The organism is Methylobacterium guangdongense (genome assembly GCF_038442355.1).
Classification (GTDB): domain Bacteria; phylum Pseudomonadota; class Alphaproteobacteria; order Rhizobiales; family Beijerinckiaceae; genus Methylobacterium; species Methylobacterium guangdongense.
This window is the reverse complement of the sequence record NZ_JBBXMX010000023.1, coordinates 22,042-40,317: the sequence shown is the minus strand read 5'-3', so window position 1 is coordinate 40,317 and position 18,276 is coordinate 22,042. Positions and strand designations below refer to the sequence as shown.

Genomic DNA, 18,276 nt, shown 5'->3' with positions numbered 1-18,276 from the left:
CCGATGTCGGGGCTCCGCCCCGACACCCCGCAAAAGGCCTCGGCCTTTTGAAACCTGACCTTCGATCAGCAAGGACAACCCCGATGACTGCACCGCAAGATGGGCGCGCCGACGTCCTCTGGTTCCTGCCGACCCATGGCGACGGCCGCTATCTCGGCGCCCAGGAGGGCGCCCGAGAGGTCTCGCTCGATTATCTCCGGCAGATCGCGCAGGGCGCGGACGACCTCGGCTATTACGGCGTGCTGCTGCCGACCGGGCGCTCCTGCGAGGATTCCTGGATCGTCGCCTCGGCGCTCGCGCCGCTGACCAAGCGGCTGCGCTTCCTCGTGGCGGTCCGGCCGGGCCTGATGGAGCCCTCCGCGGCGGCCCGCATGACCGCGACCCTCGACCGGATCTCGAACGGGCGCCTGCTGATCAACGTCGTCACCGGCGGCGACCCGGTGGAGCTCGCCGGCGACGGCGTGTTCCTGTCCCACGACGAGCGCTACGCCGTCACCGACGAGTTCCTGACGATCTGGCGCGGCCTGCTCGCGGGCGAGACCGTGACCTTCGCGGGTAAGCACCTGCGCGCCGAGAACGGCCGGCTGATCTACCCGCCGGTGCAGAAGCCCTATCCGCCGCTCTACTTCGGCGGGTCGTCGGCGCCCGGCATCGCGGTGGCGGCCCAGCATTGCGACGTCTACCTCACCTGGGGCGAGCCCCCGGCCCAGGTCGCCGAGAAGATCGCCTCGGCCCGCCGCGCCGCGGAGGAACGGGGAAAGACCTTCTCGTACGGCATCCGCCTGCACGTGATCGCCCGGGAGACGGAGGCGCAAGCCTGGGAGGCGGCCGAGCGGCTGATCTCCAAGCTCGACGACGCCACCATCGCCAAGGCGCAGGAGACGTTGAAGCGGCAGGATTCCGTGGGCCAGAGCCGGATGATGGCGCTCCACGGCGGCCGCCGCGACAAGCTGGTAGTCTCGCCGAACCTCTGGGCCGGCGTCGGCCTCGTGCGCGGCGGGGCCGGGACGGCGCTCGTCGGCTCGGCCGATCAGGTCGCCGACCGGATGAAGGAGTATATCGACCTTGGGATCGACCGGTTCATCCTCTCGGGCTACCCGCACCTGGAGGAGGCCTACCGCTTCGCCGAGCTGGTCTTCCCGAAGCTGCCGCTGCGCGCCACCACGGGCCGCCCGGCGACGAACGCCCGCAACGACGGCCCGTTCGGTGAGATCATCGCCAACGACCTCGTGCCGGCCAAGCGCGTTGGGGCGCATTGAGGAGCAGATCGGTCTGTCCTCCAGTATTGGACATGGCTGATCTGCATTCGCGCCATCCGGCTGTCATGGTGACGCCATCCTTGGCGTCCATCCGCCCCGTCCATCGCCGCGCGCCGTACGCGCGCGGCCGGGACGCGTGAAGGATGTCCATGACTTCGACCAAGACGGCTCTGCTGGCTCTCGCCCTGTGCTTCGGCCCTGCCGCGGCCTTCGCGGAGCAATCCCCCGCCCGGGAAGCCCTCAAGCAGCACTGCACCGGCGATTACATGGATTACTGCAGCGCCTACGCGCCGGGCGGCCCGGAGGTCGAGGCCTGCTTCAAGGCCAACCTGAAGAAGCTCTCCGCGGGCTGCTCGGCGGCGATCACCGCCTACAAGAAGGAGCAGCGGGCGACCAAGCGGGTCAGCGAGGCGCGCTGAGCGCCCGGCCCGTCCGGCCTCTCCACCCGTGCGCCGCTCGGCGTACGGGCGTACCGATGCTCCTGTCGCTCTGGCCGCCGGAGCCTCAAAAAACCCCTTACGCGTCCGGCCCGACGATCTCCGCCAGCGCCGCCTCGACCCGGCCGCGGAAGAAATCCGCGTTGGGCATGTCGGCGGTCATCGCGGCGGCCCGGGCCGTGGCCTGCCGCAGGATCTCGGCACGGAGCGCCGGATCGGAACGCTCCATCATCTCCAGCATGATGCGCACCACGAGCTCGGTCGCGATCGACCGGGCCGGGTGGTCGTAAGTGGGCTTCGGTTCGTCCATCGGGGCTGTTCGCTCTCAGGAATGGATCGGCGCGTCGTGCCGGTGGAACGCGCGCACGCGCTGCCAGACCGCCGTGTCGTAGTTCGAGGGCGTCTCGACCTCGCCGGTGAGCCACTTGAACAGGTCGCGGTCCGGCACCTCGATCAGCGCCTCGAACTGGTCGAGCTCCGCCTCCGACAGATCGCCGATCTCGGCATCGGCGAATCGGCCCATGATCAGGTCCATCTCGCGGATGCCCCGGTGCCAGGCGCGATACAGGAGGCGACGGCGGCGCGGATCGAGATCGGCGCTCGTGCGGGTGGTGCCGGACATTTTTTTCAAGACTTCCGGTCGGAGGAATGGGCGGGCGTTCACGCCAAGATAGGCGGTTGGCTGCCCTGGATCCAGGATCCGCACGGTACACGACACAAGCTCGGCCAGTGTTGGACCGGCACTCCAACCCTTCACCTCAGGATGAGGTGGAGGATTGGATGCAATCGCGCGCCGTCGTGTCCTGTGCAGGATCCGACGCCGGAGGCAACCGAAGCGCGACCGTCGAAAAGAAAAAGAAATTGCCTCCGCCGGTCGCTCGGTTATTCCGAATGCCAACGCCCCGGGACGGGGCGGCAAGCGGGAGTCCAACGATGCCGAAGGCGATCCGGGTCTACGAGTACGGCGGCCCCGAGGTGATGCGCTTCGAGGATGTGCCCCTGGCCGAGCCCGGTCCCGGGCAGATCCGCGTGAAGCAGGCGGCGATCGGCGTCAACTTCATCGACATCTACTTCCGCACCGGCGCCTACAAGTCGCCGCACCTGCCCTACACCCCCGGCAAGGAGGGCGCCGGCACCGTCACGGCGGTCGGCGAGGGCGTGACCCAGTTCAAGCCCGGCGACCGGGTCGCCTACGGCTCGGTGGCGGATGGCTGCTACGCCGAGGAGCCGGTGATCCCGGCCGCCGCGGCCGTGCCGATCCCCGACGGCGTCGACGAGAAGACCGCCGCCGCCATGATGCTCAAGGGCCTGACCGCCGAGTACCTGCTGCACCGGACCTACGCGGTGAAGCCCGGCGACACGATCCTGTGGCACGCGGCGGCCGGCGGCGTCGGCCTGATCGCCTGCCAATGGGCCAAGTACCTCGGCGCCACGGTGATCGGCACCGCCGGCAGCCCCGAGAAGGCCGAGCTCGCCAAGCAGAACGGCTGCGACCACGTCATCCTCTACCGGGAGGAGGACGTCGCCAAGCGGGTCCGCGAGATCACCGGCGGCAAGGGCGTCCCGGTGGTCTATGACGGCGTCGGGCAGGCGACCCTGATGGGCTCGCTCGACAGCCTCGCGCCGATGGGGCTGCTGGCGAGCTTCGGCTCGGCCTCCGGGCCGATCACCGGCCTCGACCTGGGGCTGCTGGCGCCGCGCGGCTCGCTCTACGTGACCCGCCCGACGCTCGCGACCTTCTCGTCGAACCGCGCCACCCTGGAGGAGGCGGCCGCCCGCCTGTTCAAGGTGGTGCGCGACGGCGCGGTGAAGATCGCGGTGAACGCCACCTACCCGCTCGCCGAGGCGCAGCAGGTCCACCGCGACCTCGCGGGCCGGGAGACCACCGGCTCGATCGTGATGCTGCCGTGACGTCCACGCCGTGACACCGGGCGCCGCGGACCTGCTCCTCGTCATCGACGTGCAGGTCGACTTCCTTCCGGGCGGGGCGCTCCCCGTCCCGGGGGGCGACGCGGTGGTCGGGCCGGTCAACGCGCTGCAGGACCGCTTCCGCCATGTGGCCCTGACTCAGGACTGGCACCCGGCCGACCACGTCTCCTTCGCCGACACTCACGCCGGGCGGGCGCCCTTCGAGACCGTGGCGCTGCCCTATGGCGATCAGGTGCTGTGGCCCCGGCACTGCGTCCAGGGCCTCCCCGGGGCGGGTTTCGCGCCGGGGCTGGCCACCGACCGGGCTAGCCTCGTGATCCGCAAGGGGCTGAACCCGCGGGTCGACAGCTACTCGGCCTTCCTGGAGGCCGACCGGACCACCCGTACGGGGCTCGCCGGGGCGCTGCGGGAGCGCGGCATCACCCGGCTCGTCCTGTGCGGCCTCGCCACGGATTTCTGCGTCGCCTGGAGCGCCCTCGACGCCCGCGCGGCGGGCTTCGACGTCTGCGTGGCGGCGGATGCGGTGCGGGGGATCGACGTGGACGGATCGCTCGCGCAGGCCTGGGCGCGGATGGAGGCGGCGGGCGTGCGCCGGGTCGCGGCGGCCGAGATCGGCTGACCCGCGCTCGCACGACCCGGGAGGCGAACCGCCGCACGGCCAGCGGGAGACTGTCCCGGCTCCGACGCGTTGGCCCGGCTCCAGCATCCGACAGGAGCCAGCATGTCGAACAAGCATCCCAAGACCGAGACCCCCACGGATGCCGACCTCAAGGGCAATCCCGGGATCGGAACCTCGAAGGGCATGAGCGGCGCCGACCCCGCGGATCTGCAGGCCGATTCGACCTTCGAGGGCGACGTGGACAACGAGACGAAGCTCGACGGCGGCATCGACCCGAACCACCGCCCGCGCAAGAACGCCTGAGATCTGCCAACTTCACGTTGGCCCGGATGCCGCGTCGGCGCCCGGGCCGGCGGTTCCGTTCAGCGGACCGGGGTGCGGGCCGGCGCCTTCCGCCCATGCGGCTCCGGCACGGCGGTCGGGGCGGGGATGGCGCCGGTGACGATCCGCTCCTCGTCACCGGGGGTCGGCACGTAGAGGCGGCCGGGGCTCGCGGTGTAGCCCCTGAGCAGCGCCGTCTCGGAGGCGCCGAAGGCGGAATTGCCATCCGCGAGGGCGGCGCCGGCCGAGAGGGTCAGAGCCAGGGCGGAGGCGGCGGTCAGGAAAGCAGGCTTCGACATGCGGGCGGGTCCTTGTGCGCGACGGTTTCCGATCCGGCGGCGCCCGTGCGTTCGGTGCCGCATGCCGTATCGGCAATCTGGGGTGGCCCTGCCGGGCGGAAAGTGCGGCACCGCACAATAGGCGCCGCGTCGCAGCATAAGATTTCTAACCTAAAATTGATCTACCGATTAAAGCTCTAACCCGAGTTGCATCGGCCCCGTTTCTTCCCCCTGTGCGAAGCCCGACAACGACACCCCGACCAGCCGGGCGCTGCGCCGCAGGGGAAACAGGCCGGCGAGCAGATCGAGGCCGATTCGCTCCAGGCTCGCCCGGTCGGGCACGGGGGCCACGAGCGACTTCGCCCGGGTGACCTGGGCGAAATCCGAGAACTTGAGCTTCAAAGTCACGGTCCGGCCGCGCATGCCCTTGGCGGCGGCCCCGGCCCAGACCTTGTCGAACAGGGGCACGAGCCGCGCCGCCAAAACCTCGAAGGCGGCGGTGTCGTCCGAGAAGGTGGTCTCGGCGCCGATCGACTTGCGCACCCGGTGGGCGCGCACCGGCCGCGCGTCGATCCCGCGGGCGACGGCGTGGTAGTAGGCGCCGGCCGAGCCAAACGTGTCGCGCAGGCGGTCCGGCGTCCAGGCGCGCAGATCCGCCCCGGTGTGGATCCCGAGCCGCTTCATCTTGGCCTCGGTCACCGGGCCGACCCCGTGGAAACGGCCGATCGGCAGCTCTGCCACGAAGTCCGGCCCCATGGCGGGGGTGATGACGAACAGGGCGTTCGGCTTCCTGTGGTCGGACGCCACCTTGGCGAGGAACTTGTTGTACGAGACCCCGGCCGAGGCGATGAGCCCGGTGCGTTCCAGGATCTCGGCCCGGATCGCCTTGGCGACCGCGGTGGCGGTGGGCAGACCCAGATGATTCTCGGTGACGTCGAGATAAGCCTCGTCGAGGGCCACCGGCTCGATGACGTCGGTGTGCCGGGCGAAGACCGCGCGGATCTCTTCGGAAATCGACCGATAGACCTCGAAGCGCGGTTTCACGAACAGCAGGTCCGGGCAGAGCCGCCGCGCGGTCGCTGACGGCATGGCCGAGCGGACGCCGAATTTCCGGGCCTCGTAGCTCGCGGCCGCCACCACGCCCCGCTCCCGCGAGCCCCCCACGGCCAGGGGCTTGCCGCGCAGGGCCGGGTCGTCACGCTGCTCCACGGAGGCGTAGAACGCGTCCATGTCGATGTGGATGATTTTTCGGAGCGCGACCTCCGGATCCATCGCCGCCTCGGGGCCTGACCAAGGTTCCTGATCTGTTCTGAAAGACCTTGCTGGGCGGGCGCGGTCAAGCTGCGCCGGGCGCGGCGTCAACAGGGATATCCCACCCACTCCCCTCATCCTGAGGTGACCGCGAAGCGGGCCTCGAAGGAGCCCTCCGGCCAGCCGCGCGATTTCTGGAGGGCTCCTTCGAGGCCTCCGCTCCGCTGCGGCACCTCAGGATGAGGGCGCGGGTCGGAGGTTCTGTTCAACCGCCCGCGGCGGCGTCCCGCCTCAGGCCAAGCTGCCGTAGAGGTCGTAGGCCTCGGCCCGGTCGATCTTCACGGTGACGATGTCGCCGACCCGCACCGGGCGCCGGAAGGCGGCGTGGACATTGCCGTCGATCTCCGGCGCGTCGGCCTTGGACCGGCCCCGCGCGACCCCGCCCTCGACGGCATCGACGATGATGGGCAGCCGCTTGCCGACCTTGGCGCGCTGCAGCCGGAGCGCGATCCCGTTCTGGGTCTCCATGAACCGGCGCTTGCGCTCGGCCTTCACCGCGGGCGGGACGAGATCACCCAGCGCGTTGGCGGTGGCGCCCGCCACCGGCTCGTACTCGAAGCAGCCGACCCGATCGAGCTTGGCCTCCTGCAGCCACGCCAGCAGCTCCTCGAACTCGGCCTCGGTCTCGCCGGGGAAGCCGACGATGAAGGTCGAGCGGATCGCGAGGTCCGGGCAGATCTGCCGCCAGCTCCGGATCCGGTCGAGCTGGCGCTCCTGGTTGCCGGGGCGGCGCATCCGCTTGAGCACCGAGGGGCTCGCATGCTGGAGCGGCATGTCGAGATAGGGGAGCACCTTGCCCTCGGCCATCAGCGGGATGACCTCGTCCACGTGCGGGTAGGGGTAGACGTAGTGCAGCCGAACCCAGGCCCCGAGCTCGCCGAGTTCCTTGGTGAGGTCGTAGAACTTCGCCCGGACCTGCCGGTCACGCCACGGGCTCTCACTGTAGCGGATATCGACCCCGTAGGCGCTGGTGTCCTGGCTGACGACCAGAAGCTCCTTCACGCCGGCCTTCACCAGCTTCTCGGCCTCGCGCAGCACGTCGGCGGCGGGGCGGCTGACGAGGTTCCCGCGCAATGACGGGATGATGCAGAAGCTGCAGCGGTTGCTGCAGCCCTCCGAGATCTTCAGGTAGGCGTAATGGCGCGGGGTGAGCTTGATCCCCTGCGGCGGCACGAGGTCGAGGAACGGGTCGTGGGCCGGCGGCACCGCCTCGTGGACGGCCGCCACCACCGACTCGTAGGCCTGCGGCCCGGTCACCGCCAACAGGTCGGGATACTTCTCGCGGATCTCTTCGGGCTGCGCGCCCATGCAGCCGGTGACGATGACCCGGCCGTTCTCCGCCATGGCCTCGCCGATGGCCGAGAGCGACTCCGCCTTGGCGGAATCGAGGAAGCCGCAGGTGTTGACGATCACCACGTCGGCGCCGTCGTGCCGCCGGGCCAGCTCGTAGCCCTCGGCGCGCAGGTGCGTGAGGATCCGCTCGGAATCGACCAGGGCCTTCGGGCAGCCCAGCGACACGAACGAGATTTTCGGGGCCGAGGCCTTGAGGTCGGGAGCCTTGGGAGCCGGCGTGGCAGGGGCGGGCGTGGCGGTCATGGGCGCATTCGATGGGTCGGACGCCGCCCGCGCGTATGGCCGGTAAGTCAACCACACGGCGCGCGAGGACGAGAATTCGGGATCGCGCTCCTATAGCGGTTCCGGTCCGTCGGCGCGAGGCCGGCCGCCGCAGGGGTGGCCGGCCCCAGGCGCGAGGCTTCGCACGAGCGAAAAACTTGGCTGTTTGCCAGATACTTGCCGGCGGATCCTCAGGCCGCGCATGAGGCGGCGAGGCAACCGCCCTGCGCGTCGGACACGGCCCGTCCGCACCCAGCGGTGGTTCCTGCGTGGAACTGCCGCTTCCCCCGCGGCATCGCCTGTGCGACGGCAACAGATGACGCACAGCCAGAGGATAGCGGGCCCGAACCCGGTCATGTGGACCCGAGAGATTCCCTTCATCGATCCCGTCGCGGCCGCCGCCCGGCTGCGGTCCCTGCCGGGGCTCGCCTTCCTCGACAGCGCCATGCGGCACGACCCGCTCGGGCGGCACTCGATCGTGGCCGCCGACCCGTTCGCGCGCTTCCGCTTCCGCGATGGTCTGGCAACCCTGAACGGCACTTCCGTTCCGGGCGGCCCGTTCGCAGCCCTGCGCGCCTGCCTCGCCCCCTACCGGATCGCGCCCGACCCCGAAAACCCCTTCCCGGGCGGGGCGATCGGCTATCTCGCCTACGATCTCGGCGCGGCCCTGGAGCGGGTCGCGGCGCCGGCCCGGCGGGCGGGGCTGACCGACGACATCGCCCTGAACCTCTACGACACGGCCCTGGTGATCGACCACGCCGCCGGGACGGCCCGGCTCGTCGCCACCGGCTTCCCAGCCCTTGAGCCCGCCGCCCGGCAGGCCCGCGCGGAGGCGCGGCTGGCTGCCTTCGCCGACCGCCTCGGCACCGAACCGGCCGAGCCCCCAGGCCAACCCGGAAACGAATTCACGTGGCGCTCGAACTTCGACCGGCAAAGCTATGAGAACGCTGTCGAAAGGGTCCGCGCCTATATTCGCGCCGGCGACATCTACCAAGCCAACATCGCCCAGCGCTTCATCACCGACCTGCCGGCGGATTTCGATCCGTTCGCCCTCTACCGGCGCCTGCGCGCCACCAATCCGGCGACCTTCGGGGCCTATCTGGAGTGGGAGGGGCTGAGCGTCGCCTCGTCCTCGCCCGAGCGCTTCATTCGCCTCGACGGCCGGCACGTGGAGACGCGCCCGATCAAGGGCACCGCCCGCCGCCTCGACGACCCGGAGGCCGACCGCGTGGTCGCCGAAGCGCTCCAGGCCAACGTCAAGGAGCGGGCCGAGAACGTGATGATCGTCGACCTGCTGCGCAACGACCTGTCGCGGGTCTGCAAGCCCGGCAGCGTCGCCGTGCCCACCCTCTGCGGCCTGGAGACCTACGCCAACGTCCACCATCTGGTGTCGGTGGTGACCGGACAACTCCGCGACGGGCTCGACGCCCTCGACCTCCTGGAAGGGACCTTTCCGGGCGGCTCGATCACGGGCGCTCCGAAGATCCGCGCCATGGACATCATCACGGAGATCGAGGGCGACGCGCGGGAACTCTATTGCGGCGCCATCGGCCGGATCGGTTTCGACGGGGCGATGGACACCTCGATCGCGATCCGCACCGTGTTCATGGACGACCGGCAGGCGGTCCTGCAGGCCGGGGGCGGGGTGACCCTGCTGTCGGAGCCGGGCCCGGAATACGACGAGACCCTGGCCAAGGCCGCCCGCGTGTTCGAGGCCTTCGCATGATCCTCGTCCTCGACAACTACGATTCCTTCGTCTTCAACGTCGTCCGCTACTTCGAGGAGCTGGGTGAGGACGTCCGGGTCGTGCGCAACGACGCCCTGGACGTCCCCGGCATCCGGGCGCTCGAGCCGGAGGCCCTGGTGGTGTCGCCCGGCCCCTGCACCCCCGCGGAGGCCGGAATCTCGCTGCCGGCGATCCGGGATCTGTCCGGCACGGTGCCGATCCTCGGGGTCTGCCTCGGCCATCAGGCGATCGGCGCGGCCTTCGGCGGCACGGTCGCGCGGGCGCAGCGCCCGCTCCACGGGCAGATGACGCCGATCGCCCATACCGGCGCGCGCCTGTTCTCCGGCCTGCCGGCGCCGATGCCGGTCGGGCGCTATCACTCGCTCGTGGTGAATCCCGGCCCCGACATGGAACAACACCTCTCCGTCGACGCGGTCTCGCAGGAGGGCGAGGTGATGGCGCTCTCGCACCGGACCCACCCGACCTACGGCATCCAGTTCCATCCGGAATCCGTGCTGACCGAGGGCGGCCACGCCCTGTTCGCCAACTTTCTGGGATTGGCCCGCGCGTGGCGGGAGCGGCGTGATGCACCGGAAGGACGCCGCGATGCTGTGGCGTGACGGGGCGCTCGCCCCCGGGACCACGGCCCCCCTCGACCACACCGACCGCGGCCTGACGCTCGGCGACGGCCTGTTCGATACGGCGCTGGCGCTCGGCGGCCGCGTCGCCTTCGAGGAGGCCCACATCGCCCGCCTCGTGGCCTCCGCGGCGACCCTTGGCATCCCGGCCGAGCCGGAGCGGATCCGCGCCGCCCTGCGGAGCCTCGCAGGGCAGGGAGATCGGCTCGCGATCCGCACCACCCTGACCCGCGGCTCCGGCCCCCGGGGCCTAAAGCCGCCGGAGGACCCGCACCCGACGCTGTTCGCCACCGCGGCGCCGAGCACCCGGGCCGTGGCCTTCGCGCCCCTGCGCCTGTGGCCGACCGCCATCGCCCGCAACGACACCTCCCCCGCCAGCTGCCTGAAGACGCTGGGCTATGGCGACGGTGTGCTGGCCGCCCGGGAGGCCGCTGCCGCGGGCTTCGACGAGGCGCTGTTCTGCAACACGCGGGGGCGGGTCGCCTGCGCGGGCACCGGCAACCTCTTCGCCCTGTTCGGCACGACCCTGGTGACGCCGCCCCTGGCGGACGGCGTGCTCGCCGGGATCGTGCGGGCGGAGATCTTTGCGGGGCTCGCCGCCGGATGCGGGCTGCGGGCCGAGGAACGCTCGCTCGGCCTGTCCGAGTTCCTGGGCGCGGAGGCCGTATTCCTGACCAACTCCCTGCGGCTCCTGGCCCCCGTGACCGCCATCGGCGACAAGGGCTTCCCGGGCGCCGGCCACCCGGCGGTGGCCGGCCTCATGGCGGCTCTGCGGGCTCGCGTGGCCCAATCCTGCGGCGTGGCCGAGGAGGTGGTCGCGTGACCGATCAGGGACTCGAGACCGGGCGGCGCCGGCTGCGCTACGCGCTCGCGGCGATCTACCTGTTCATCGGCGTGGTCCACCTCGTGGCGACCGACGCGATGCTGCCGCTCATGCCCGATTGGGTGCCGGAACCGCGCCTCGTCATCCAGGCCACCGGCCTGTGCGAGATCGCCGGCGCGGTCGGCCTCCTCACCGGACGGTTCCGCCGGGCCGCCGCGATCGGCCTCGCGCTCTATGCGGTCTGCGTCTACCCGGCGAACCTCAAGCACGCCTTCGCGCACATCCACGTCGACGGCATTCCGGATTCCTGGTGGTATCACGGGCCGCGCCTCGCCTTTCAGCCGGTCTTCGTCTGGGCGGCGCTCTGGGCCGGCGGGCTGATCGACTGGCCGTTCCGCCGTGCCGGCCGATCGACTCGGATCCCGTGATCCAGGGATCACGGCATCCCAGGATCCCGGCACCCCAGGATCCCGGAGACGCGGGATCACAGGATCAAAGGCCACCGCCCCGGCACGCGGGCTTAATGCGCTTCCCGGACAGGTGGAGCAAAGCGGAACCTGATTCGGGATCCAGCACAAAAAGCGCCACGCCGGCGGCACGGGTCGATTGAGAACGTCGCCGAGCGGGGTCCTGCGCCGGATCCCGGGTCGCATTCCGCGGTCGCCGCATGCGCCCCGGACAGGGGCCGTGCCGACCGGCGCGATGCCGTCTCCCCGGATCTCCGTTCAAGACCGCAAGAGCGCTTGTTCCTCCCCAGGGTGAAAAGATCGGCCGGATACGCCCGGCGGGAGCGGCGTTCCCCGTCCGGAAGCCGCGCCCCCCGGCGCGGCGTCCTCGCACCGGAGACAGACCGCCATGGCCAAGCAGAAGACGCTGCACGACGCCTTCTACGAGACCCTGAAGGACGTCTACTACGCCGAGAAGCAATCCGTGAAAGCGCTCAAGAAGTCCGCCAAGGCGGCCGAGCACGACGAACTCCGCCAGGCGTTCGAGACCCATGCCGAGGAGAGCGCCCAGCAGGTCGAGCGCCTGACCCAGGTGTTCGAGATCATCGGCAAGCCGGCCCGGGCCAAGACCTGCGAGGCGATGCAGGGCATCGTCTCCGAGATGGAGGAGGATCTGGAGGATTTCGAGGACAGCCCGGCCGCCGACGCGGTGCTGGCCGCCTGCGCCCAGGCGGTGGAGCATTACGAGATCGCCCGCTACGGCACCCTGAAGACCTGGGCGGCCCAGCTCGGCTACGCGGAGGCCGCCCAGCTCCTCGACGAGACCCTGCAGGAGGAGAAGAAGACCGACGCGCTGCTGTCCAAGATCGCCGAATCGATCAACACCGCCGGCACCCCCGAGGATGCCGAGCCGTCGAAGGGCAAGGGCAAGAAGGCCGCCTGAGCGCGCGGACCCGGCGCCGTCACGGCGGCGCCGGGTCTTCCGTTCGCGACGTCCCGCACCAGTGCGCGAAGACGGGTATCCGGCCCGAATTCTACAGGCCGGCATGCCGCTCAATAACGTACCGACGCATGTTGATCTTGATACTTGAAACAACTGCTCTTAGAATTATCATCACTTCCGGGCACTGATCTCACGAAAAATTCGAGACATTGAACACTACATCATGATGTGATAAGCCCCGTCGATCGTCATCAGGTCGGTCGAAAGATAATTTCTTTCTGACAATACCTGACTTGAAGATAACTTCGGGTGGTATTGCCATTGAAGATCCTATCTCGCGTCAAGATACTGACGAAGATTATCGCTCCACTGGTAATCGTAGCGCTGATCAGCGCCGTCACCGCGCGATCCGCGATCGGCACACTGGATTCGATCCAGGCGCGCAGCAGCTTCGTGGCGGATTACCTGATGGTCCGGCTGATGGGCCTGCAGGACGTCAAGATCGCCCTCGGCGACGCCGCCCTCATGAACCGCAACATCCTCGTCGGCGAGCCGAAGGCCGACCTCGCGGATTACAGGAACCGCTACGGCGCGTCCGTCCGGACCACGCTCGCCACCCTCGACCGGCTCATCGCCGCGTCGCGCTCCGAATCCGACCGGGCGAAGGTCGCGGCGATCCGCGGGATCACCGCGCCGCTGTTCGACATCGTGGCGCGCAGCAACGCGGCGGCCCTGGCGGGCGACCTGGACGGGGCGCTCCGGATCTCCCTCCAGGAGGCGCTCGCGGGCCGCAAGGCGTTCCACGCGGCCATGGGGGCTCACATCGCGGAGCTGGAACGGCAGATCGAGGACGGCAAGCACGCGACGCGGGACGAGGTCGAGCACGCGACCCGCGTCCTGATCGTCACCACCGTGGCGGGGCTGCTCGCGGCGCTGGGCGTGGCCGGTGGGATCGCGGTGATCGGGATCACGCGCCCCCTCGACAGGCTGGTCGTCGCCCTGGAGCGGATGGCCGGCGGGGCGAGCGACGTCACCCTCGAGGCGGCGGGCCGCCGGGACGAGATCGGCGCGGTCGGCCGCGCCGTGGAGGGCATCAAGACCATGGTGGCCCGCAACGCGGCCGCGGAGGCGGAGCGCCGGCACGCGGACGAGGCCGCCGCGGCGGCCGAGCGCAAGCGCGCCATGATGGGCTTGGCCGACACCTTCGAGCAGGCGGTGGCTCGCATCGTCGGAATGGTCTCGAACGCGGCCGCCACCCTTCAGGACACCGCCAGCCGGATGTCGTCCTCCGCCCGGGAGACCGCCAGCCAGTCCACGGCCGTGGCGGCTGCCGCCGAACAGGCCGCCGCCAACGTCAACACCGTGGCGGCGGCCACCGAGGAGCTCAGCAGCTCCATCCAGGAGATCGGCCGGCAGGTGACGGGCTCGACCGACCTCGCCCGGCGGGCCGTCGGCGAGGCCGATCAGACCGCCGCCCAGGTCTCCGCCCTGAGCGCGGCGGCGACCCGGGTCGGCGACGTGGTGCAGCTGATCGCGACCATCGCGGCCCAGACCAACCTCCTGGCGCTCAACGCCACGATCGAGGCGGCGCGCGCTGGCGAGGCGGGCCGGGGCTTCGCCGTGGTGGCGGCCGAGGTGAAGGAACTGGCGAACCAGACTGCGAAGGCCACCGAGGAGATCGCCGGCCAGATGGCCCGGATCCAGGGCGCGACGGGCGAGACGGTGGGCGCCATCGGCACGATCACCGGCCGCATCCACGAGATCAACGCCGTCGCGGCGACCATCGCGGCGGCGGTGGAGCAGCAGGGGGCGGCCACGCAGGAGATCGTGCGCAACATCGGTCAGGCGACGGCCGGCACCCAACAGGTCACCGACAACATCACCGGCGTGGCCGAGGCCTCGGAGCAGACCGGCCGGGCGGCCGACCAAGTGCTCACGGCGGCGACCGACCTGTCGCGCCAGTCCGAGCAGCTCGCGGCCGAGGTCGACCGGTTCCTCAGCACCGTGCGGGCGGCGTGAGGGCCGCCGTCAGTTCGGCTTCTCGATCGCGCTGAGCGGCGTCCAGTAGCAGCGGTCCTGCCCGGCCGCCGGGGCGATGCAGCCGTAGCTCATCGTCCGGGATTCGAGCCGAACCTCCTCGCCGGGCTTCCAGTTCCGGCACTCGCCGCTCGCGAGACTGCCCTGCAGGAGCTGCCCGAACCCCGACTCGTCGCCGGCCATGACCAGCTTGAACAGGCGGTCGGTGACCTCCTGCGTGTGACAGCCGAACCGCCCCTGCAGGATGGTCTCGGCACTGGCGGGCCGGGGCAGGGCGGTGGCGGCCAGGACGGCGAGGACCGGCAGGGTGAGGGCGGGGAGGATGCAGCGCATGGGCGGCAACATATCCGCGGGTTGAGGCCTGTCGAGCCCTCGGGACGCGCCGCGCCCCGCGCAGGATCGTCGCGCCGGCCTATCCGGCCCGCTCCGCCTCGTCGCGCTTCACCGCCTGCCACGCGGCCTCCATGGCGGCGAGGTCCGAGCGGCCGAGTTCGCCCCCGGCCGCCGCCAGATGCGCCGCCATGGCGGCGAAGCGGCGCTCGAACTTGGCGGTGCCGTCGCGCAATGCCGCCTCCGGGTCGATCCCGGCATGCCGGGCGAGGTTGGCCACCGAGAACAGCAGGTCGCCGATCTCGTCCGCCACCGCCTGCCGGTCGCCCGCCGCCAGGGCCTCGGCGACCTCGTCGGTCTCCTCGCGGACCTTGTCGATCACCTGGGCGGCGTCGTCCCAGTCGAAGCCGTAGCCGGCCGCCCGCCGGGAGATCTTTTCGGCGCGGGCCAGCGCCGGCAATGCGCGGGCGACCCCGCCGAGCGGATCCGGTGCGGATTCTGCGCCCCCGCGCGCCGCCCGTTCCTGCGCCTTGATCGCCGCCCATTGCGCCTCGACCTGCGCCGGGTCGCGTGAGGGCGAGCCCTCCGGCAGGAGCGTCCCGTCCGGGGCGAAGACGTGCGGATGGCGGCGGACCAGCTTGTCGCCGATAGCGCGGGCCACGTCGTCGAACGCGAAGGCGCCCTGCTCCTCGGCCATCCGGGCCTGGAACACCACCTGCAGGAGCAGGTCGCCGAGTTCGTCGCGCAGGTCGGCGAGGTCGCCCCGCGCCACCGCGTCGGCGACCTCGTAGGCCTCCTCGATCGTGTAGGGGACGATGGTGGCGGGTGTCTGCGCCACGTCCCAGGCGCAGCCGCGGACGGGATCGCGCAACGCCGCCATCAGGCGCAGGAGCCGGCCCAGTTCCGTCCCCGCCGACCCGTCGCCCGACTCGTGTGTCTCGCTCATGCCGATGGGGTTAGAGCCGTTCCCGGCCGCGTGGCAACAGGTCCCGGGTTTCCAAAGGGCACGCCCTTTCGAAACCTGGATTCTCACCTCACCACTTGTAGCTGACCTTCGCCAGCACCCGCCGGGCGTCGCCGTAGAAGCACGACACGTTCGACTGGCAGGAGGCGACGTAGCGGCGGTCGCCGATGTTCGAGGCGTTCACCTGGAAACGCCAGTTCTCGACATCGTAGTGCACCTGCGCGTCGAACAGCACGTAATCGGGCACCCGCAGGGTGTTGGCGACGTCCGCGAAGGAGCTGCCGACGTAGCGCACGCCGCCGCCGAAGCCGAAGCCGCGCCACGGCCCGACCGGGATGGTGTAGTCGGCAAACAGCGACGCGAGCGTCTGCGGGATGTTGACCGGCGTCTTGCCGACCCGCACCGGATCGGCATCCCGAATGGTGCTGAAGTCGAACTTGGTGAAGGACGCCACGAGGTTGAGCCCGTCGGCGATGTTGGCGACCAGCTGCGCCTCGAAGCCGGTGGAGCGCACTGCGCCGACCTGCGTCTGGAAGATCGTGTTCACCGGGTTGGGGGTGAGCACGTTGTTGCGGTGGATGTCGAAGCCGGCGAGCGTCAGGAAGTAGCCCTGGCCGGGCGGCTCGAACTTGACGCCGCCCTCGACCTGATCGCCCGTATCGGGCCGGAAGGTCCGGTTGTTGATGTCCACGCCGATCTGCGGCTGGAACGAGGTCGCGTACATGATGTAGGGCGCGAGGCCGAAGTCGAGATTGTAGATCGCCGCCGCCCGGTAGGTGAAGGCGCTGTCGTTGCGGCCGTTGGTGTTCGACGGCGTCAGGCGGTCGTAGACGGTGTTCTGGACGAAGTCCTGGCGCCCGCCGAGGATCAGGGTCAGCTCCGGCGTGAGCTTGATCTGATCCTGGAAGTAGAGCCCGACCTGCTGGAACGCGTTGGCGTTGATCAGGTAGGGCGAGGCCGAGACCGCCTGCGGGCCGTAAGCCGGCGCGAGGATGTTCAGGTCCGGGCCGGGGAAGCCCGAGGCCTGGTTGTCGTGGATCTGGAAGTTCCGGTACTCCACGCCCATCAGGAAGTCGTGGCGGAAGAACCCGTCCGAGAACTTGGCCTCGGCCTGCGTGTCGACGTCGAGCTGGGCGATCTTGGCGCTGTCCCGGAACAGGTAGCGGCCGAGCTGGGTCTGCAGCGGGTCGGTGTAGCCGAGCTGGCCGATATACGAGTTCTGGAAGCTCTGCGTGTAGGCGTAACGGGCGTTCTGGCGGACCGCCCAGGTGTCGTCGAAGACGTGCTCGAACTCGTAGCCGATGAAGGCCTGGTCGCGCTGGAAGGTGTTGAAGCCGGCATCGCCCACGTTGAGGGAGCGCGGGATACGCAGGCCGAGCACGGTCGGCCGCGCCGTGCCGTAATAGGGCAGGAAGTTCGCTGTCACCGCCGTGTTGTCGTGCTGGAAGCTCGACAGCACCGTGAACTTGGTCGATCCGTCCGGCTTATAGGTGAAGGCCGGGGCGATGTAGTAGCTGTCGTCCGGCGCGCCCTGGACCTGCGTGCCGCCGTTGCGGGCATAGCCGGTGAGCCGGGTGAACCAGTGGCCTTCCCGGTCGGCCGGGCCGCCGACGTCGAAGGCGGCGTAGCGCTGGTCGAACGAGCCGCCGCCGACCTCGATAAGCCCGAACGGATTCTCGGTCGGGCGCTTGCTGATCTGGTTGATCAGGCCGCCGGGATTGCCGGCGCCGAACAGCACGGCGGAGGGGCCGCGCAGCACCTCGATCCGCTCCAGCCCGAACGTGTCCACCCGGCTGTAGGCGAAGCCGTAGTTCAGGAGCTGCAGGCCGTTGAGATAGAGGCCGTAATCGCTGACCACGAAGCCGCGCAGCTGGAAGAAGTCGAGGCGCGTGTCGGCGCCGAAGGTGCCCGCATAGGTGCCGGCGACATACTGGGTCGCCTGCGTCAGGGTCTGGGCGTTCTGGGTGTCGAGCTGCTGGCGGCCGACCACGGTGATCGATTGCGGCGTCTCGATCAGCGGGGTGTTGGTCTTGGTGGCGGTGGCCGAGCGCCGGGCCACGTAGCCGTCGATCGGGCCGGTCGGGCTCTCCACCGCCCGCGCACCGGCGCCGGCCCGGGCCACGACGGGGCCGCCCCCCTGGCTCTCGACGCTCAGCTCATCGAGCTGCACGCTGCCCCCGGCCGGGGGGTTGGCGCCGGCCCCGCGGCGCGGCGGCGTCGCGTCCTGCGCGAGCGCCGGGCTCGCGGCCTGGGCCAGGACGGCGAGCGAGGCGCCGGTCAGGAGGGCGCGCAGGGCGGCGCCACGGGTCTTCGGGTGGGGGTAAGCGACGCGCATGGGACCTGGCCGTGTCGGACGAAGCGGGCAGCCGACCGCGATCGCCGGAACGGGCTCCAGCGTTGCTGTCGGGTTGTTTAGAATTGTGCTAAACTACTGTTTAAATTGCGTTTTCTTACGCCCGGAGTACGCGTGGCCAGGCTTGGCCGCAAGCCATCCTCGCGCGTCTGGCGACGGCTGTTGCCGTGGCGACACGCTTGGGTGGTGGGGCTGCGGAGAGGCGGATCGTCGTCGGGTCGGTCTGACGGGCGGCCGCGGGTCTCCCT

The 18,276-nt window shown here is 70.5% G+C and carries 19 protein-coding genes; 11 read left to right on the top strand and 8 right to left on the bottom strand.

The features are described 5' to 3' along the window. Positions 1–83 precede the first annotated feature (83 nt). Both ssuD and AAHG09_RS27160 read left to right on the top strand, forming a co-directional pair. Positions 84–1,259, top strand: a complete 1,176-nt coding sequence (gene ssuD / locus AAHG09_RS27165; RefSeq protein WP_342110673.1) for an FMNH2-dependent alkanesulfonate monooxygenase — start codon at positions 84–86, stop codon at positions 1,257–1,259. A gap of 149 nt (positions 1,260–1,408) precedes the next feature. Then, positions 1,409–1,678 carry a hypothetical protein gene (locus AAHG09_RS27160; RefSeq protein WP_342110671.1) on the top strand — a complete coding sequence of 90 codons (270 nt, stop codon included), beginning with the start codon at positions 1,409–1,411 and terminating at the stop codon, positions 1,676–1,678. Positions 1,679–1,775: 97 nt separating this feature from the next. Here AAHG09_RS27160 and AAHG09_RS27155 read toward each other — a convergent pair whose 3' ends face one another. Both AAHG09_RS27155 and AAHG09_RS27150 read right to left on the bottom strand, forming a co-directional pair. Then, positions 1,776–2,006, bottom strand: coding sequence for a hypothetical protein (locus AAHG09_RS27155; protein WP_342110669.1), 231 nt, complete (start codon positions 2,004–2,006; stop codon positions 1,776–1,778). Between the two features lie 15 nt (positions 2,007–2,021). Beyond that, positions 2,022–2,318 (bottom strand): FAD assembly factor SdhE, encoded by a 297-nt coding sequence (locus AAHG09_RS27150; RefSeq protein ID WP_160536320.1) that lies wholly within the window; start codon positions 2,316–2,318, stop codon positions 2,022–2,024. Between the two features lie 311 nt (positions 2,319–2,629). Between AAHG09_RS27150 and AAHG09_RS27145 the strand changes: the two genes are divergently transcribed. From AAHG09_RS27145 to AAHG09_RS27135, 3 genes are all read left to right on the top strand, one after another. Next, positions 2,630–3,607, top strand: a complete 978-nt coding sequence (locus AAHG09_RS27145) for a quinone oxidoreductase family protein (RefSeq protein WP_342110664.1) — start codon at positions 2,630–2,632, stop codon at positions 3,605–3,607. Positions 3,608–3,617: 10 nt separating this feature from the next. Beyond that, on the top strand, positions 3,618–4,244 hold the full coding sequence (gene pncA, locus AAHG09_RS27140) for a bifunctional nicotinamidase/pyrazinamidase (protein ID WP_342110663.1): 627 nt from the start codon (positions 3,618–3,620) through the stop codon (positions 4,242–4,244). A 102-nt stretch (positions 4,245–4,346) separates the two neighbouring features. Further along, on the top strand, positions 4,347–4,547 hold the full coding sequence (locus tag AAHG09_RS27135; protein WP_091719786.1) for a hypothetical protein: 201 nt from the start codon (positions 4,347–4,349) through the stop codon (positions 4,545–4,547). A 59-nt stretch (positions 4,548–4,606) separates the two neighbouring features. Here AAHG09_RS27135 and AAHG09_RS27130 read toward each other — a convergent pair whose 3' ends face one another. From AAHG09_RS27130 to rimO, 3 genes are all read right to left on the bottom strand, one after another. Beyond that, positions 4,607–4,864: a hypothetical protein gene (locus AAHG09_RS27130; protein ID WP_342110662.1), complete on the bottom strand. Its 258-nt coding sequence runs from the start codon at positions 4,862–4,864 to the stop codon at positions 4,607–4,609. Positions 4,865–5,032: 168 nt separating this feature from the next. Next, complete coding sequence (dinB, locus tag AAHG09_RS27125; RefSeq protein ID WP_342110661.1) at positions 5,033–6,115, bottom strand: DNA polymerase IV; 1,083 nt, start codon at positions 6,113–6,115, stop codon at positions 5,033–5,035. A 270-nt stretch (positions 6,116–6,385) separates the two neighbouring features. After that, the gene (gene rimO / locus AAHG09_RS27120; RefSeq protein WP_342110660.1) at positions 6,386–7,750 is read right to left on the bottom strand and encodes a 30S ribosomal protein S12 methylthiotransferase RimO; all 1,365 of its coding nucleotides are present in this window, start codon (positions 7,748–7,750) and stop codon (positions 6,386–6,388) included. A 373-nt stretch (positions 7,751–8,123) separates the two neighbouring features. On the opposite strand from rimO, the gene pabB reads away from it, so the two are divergent. The 6 genes from pabB (at position 8,124) to AAHG09_RS27090 (ending at position 14,363) form a co-directional block, all read left to right on the top strand. Continuing rightward, on the top strand, positions 8,124–9,494 hold the full coding sequence (gene pabB / locus AAHG09_RS27115) for an aminodeoxychorismate synthase component I (protein WP_342110658.1): 1,371 nt from the start codon (positions 8,124–8,126) through the stop codon (positions 9,492–9,494). Continuing rightward, the gene (locus AAHG09_RS27110) at positions 9,491–10,114 is read left to right on the top strand and encodes an anthranilate synthase component II (protein ID WP_342110657.1); all 624 of its coding nucleotides are present in this window, start codon (positions 9,491–9,493) and stop codon (positions 10,112–10,114) included. The genes pabB and AAHG09_RS27110 overlap by 4 nt, the downstream gene beginning before the upstream one ends. Further along, positions 10,101–10,955, top strand: a complete 855-nt coding sequence (locus tag AAHG09_RS27105) for an aminotransferase class IV (protein WP_342110727.1) — start codon at positions 10,101–10,103, stop codon at positions 10,953–10,955. The genes AAHG09_RS27110 and AAHG09_RS27105 overlap by 14 nt, the downstream gene beginning before the upstream one ends. Next, positions 10,952–11,383 (top strand): DoxX family protein, encoded by a 432-nt coding sequence (locus AAHG09_RS27100; RefSeq protein WP_342110656.1) that lies wholly within the window; start codon positions 10,952–10,954, stop codon positions 11,381–11,383. The genes AAHG09_RS27105 and AAHG09_RS27100 overlap by 4 nt, the downstream gene beginning before the upstream one ends. Before the next feature lie 427 nt (positions 11,384–11,810). Then, a complete protein-coding gene (locus AAHG09_RS27095) occupies positions 11,811–12,344 on the top strand; it encodes a YciE/YciF ferroxidase family protein (protein WP_342110655.1) in 534 nt (177 codons plus the stop codon). 321 nt (positions 12,345–12,665) lie between these two features. After that, entirely contained in the window at positions 12,666–14,363 is a 1,698-nt protein-coding gene (locus AAHG09_RS27090) for a methyl-accepting chemotaxis protein (protein ID WP_412760097.1), read from the top strand. A gap of 9 nt (positions 14,364–14,372) precedes the next feature. On the opposite strand, the gene AAHG09_RS27085 is transcribed toward AAHG09_RS27090, so the two are convergent. The 3 genes from AAHG09_RS27085 to AAHG09_RS27075 all read right to left on the bottom strand — a co-directional run bounded on the left by AAHG09_RS27085 (position 14,373) and on the right by AAHG09_RS27075 (position 18,010). After that, entirely contained in the window at positions 14,373–14,714 is a 342-nt protein-coding gene (locus AAHG09_RS27085; protein WP_342110651.1) for a hypothetical protein, read from the bottom strand. Between the two features lie 79 nt (positions 14,715–14,793). Next, entirely contained in the window at positions 14,794–15,657 is an 864-nt protein-coding gene (mazG, locus tag AAHG09_RS27080; RefSeq protein ID WP_342110650.1) for a nucleoside triphosphate pyrophosphohydrolase, read from the bottom strand. Positions 15,658–15,745: 88 nt separating this feature from the next. Beyond that, entirely contained in the window at positions 15,746–18,010 is a 2,265-nt protein-coding gene (locus AAHG09_RS27075) for a TonB-dependent siderophore receptor (RefSeq protein ID WP_342110648.1), read from the bottom strand. Positions 18,011–18,276: the final 266 nt, after the last annotated feature.

Excerpts from the sequence above, each read along its gene's own strand:
- AAHG09_RS27155 (WP_342110669.1), bottom strand. The coding sequence starts at position 2,006 with ATGGACGAACCGAAGCCCACTTACGACCACCCGGCCCGGTCGATCGCG.
- AAHG09_RS27145 (WP_342110664.1), top strand. The coding sequence starts at position 2,630 with ATGCCGAAGGCGATCCGGGTCTACGAGTACGGCGGCCCCGAGGTGATG.
- AAHG09_RS27135 (WP_091719786.1), top strand. The coding sequence starts at position 4,347 with ATGTCGAACAAGCATCCCAAGACCGAGACCCCCACGGATGCCGACCTC.
- rimO (WP_342110660.1), bottom strand. The coding sequence starts at position 7,750 with ATGACCGCCACGCCCGCCCCTGCCACGCCGGCTCCCAAGGCTCCCGAC.
- AAHG09_RS27095 (WP_342110655.1), top strand. The coding sequence starts at position 11,811 with ATGGCCAAGCAGAAGACGCTGCACGACGCCTTCTACGAGACCCTGAAG.
- AAHG09_RS27110 (WP_342110657.1), top strand. The coding sequence starts at position 9,491 with ATGATCCTCGTCCTCGACAACTACGATTCCTTCGTCTTCAACGTCGTC.
- AAHG09_RS27085 (WP_342110651.1), bottom strand. The coding sequence starts at position 14,714 with ATGCGCTGCATCCTCCCCGCCCTCACCCTGCCGGTCCTCGCCGTCCTG.
- mazG (WP_342110650.1), bottom strand. The coding sequence starts at position 15,657 with ATGAGCGAGACACACGAGTCGGGCGACGGGTCGGCGGGGACGGAACTG.
- AAHG09_RS27150 (WP_160536320.1), bottom strand. The coding sequence starts at position 2,318 with ATGTCCGGCACCACCCGCACGAGCGCCGATCTCGATCCGCGCCGCCGT.
- AAHG09_RS27105 (WP_342110727.1), top strand. The coding sequence starts at position 10,101 with ATGCTGTGGCGTGACGGGGCGCTCGCCCCCGGGACCACGGCCCCCCTC.
- AAHG09_RS27160 (WP_342110671.1), top strand. The coding sequence starts at position 1,409 with ATGACTTCGACCAAGACGGCTCTGCTGGCTCTCGCCCTGTGCTTCGGC.
- dinB (WP_342110661.1), bottom strand. The coding sequence starts at position 6,115 with ATGGATCCGGAGGTCGCGCTCCGAAAAATCATCCACATCGACATGGAC.
- AAHG09_RS27075 (WP_342110648.1), bottom strand. The coding sequence starts at position 18,010 with ATGCGCGTCGCTTACCCCCACCCGAAGACCCGTGGCGCCGCCCTGCGC.
- AAHG09_RS27130 (WP_342110662.1), bottom strand. The coding sequence starts at position 4,864 with ATGTCGAAGCCTGCTTTCCTGACCGCCGCCTCCGCCCTGGCTCTGACC.
- pabB (WP_342110658.1), top strand. The coding sequence starts at position 8,124 with ATGTGGACCCGAGAGATTCCCTTCATCGATCCCGTCGCGGCCGCCGCC.
- ssuD (WP_342110673.1), top strand. The coding sequence starts at position 84 with ATGACTGCACCGCAAGATGGGCGCGCCGACGTCCTCTGGTTCCTGCCG.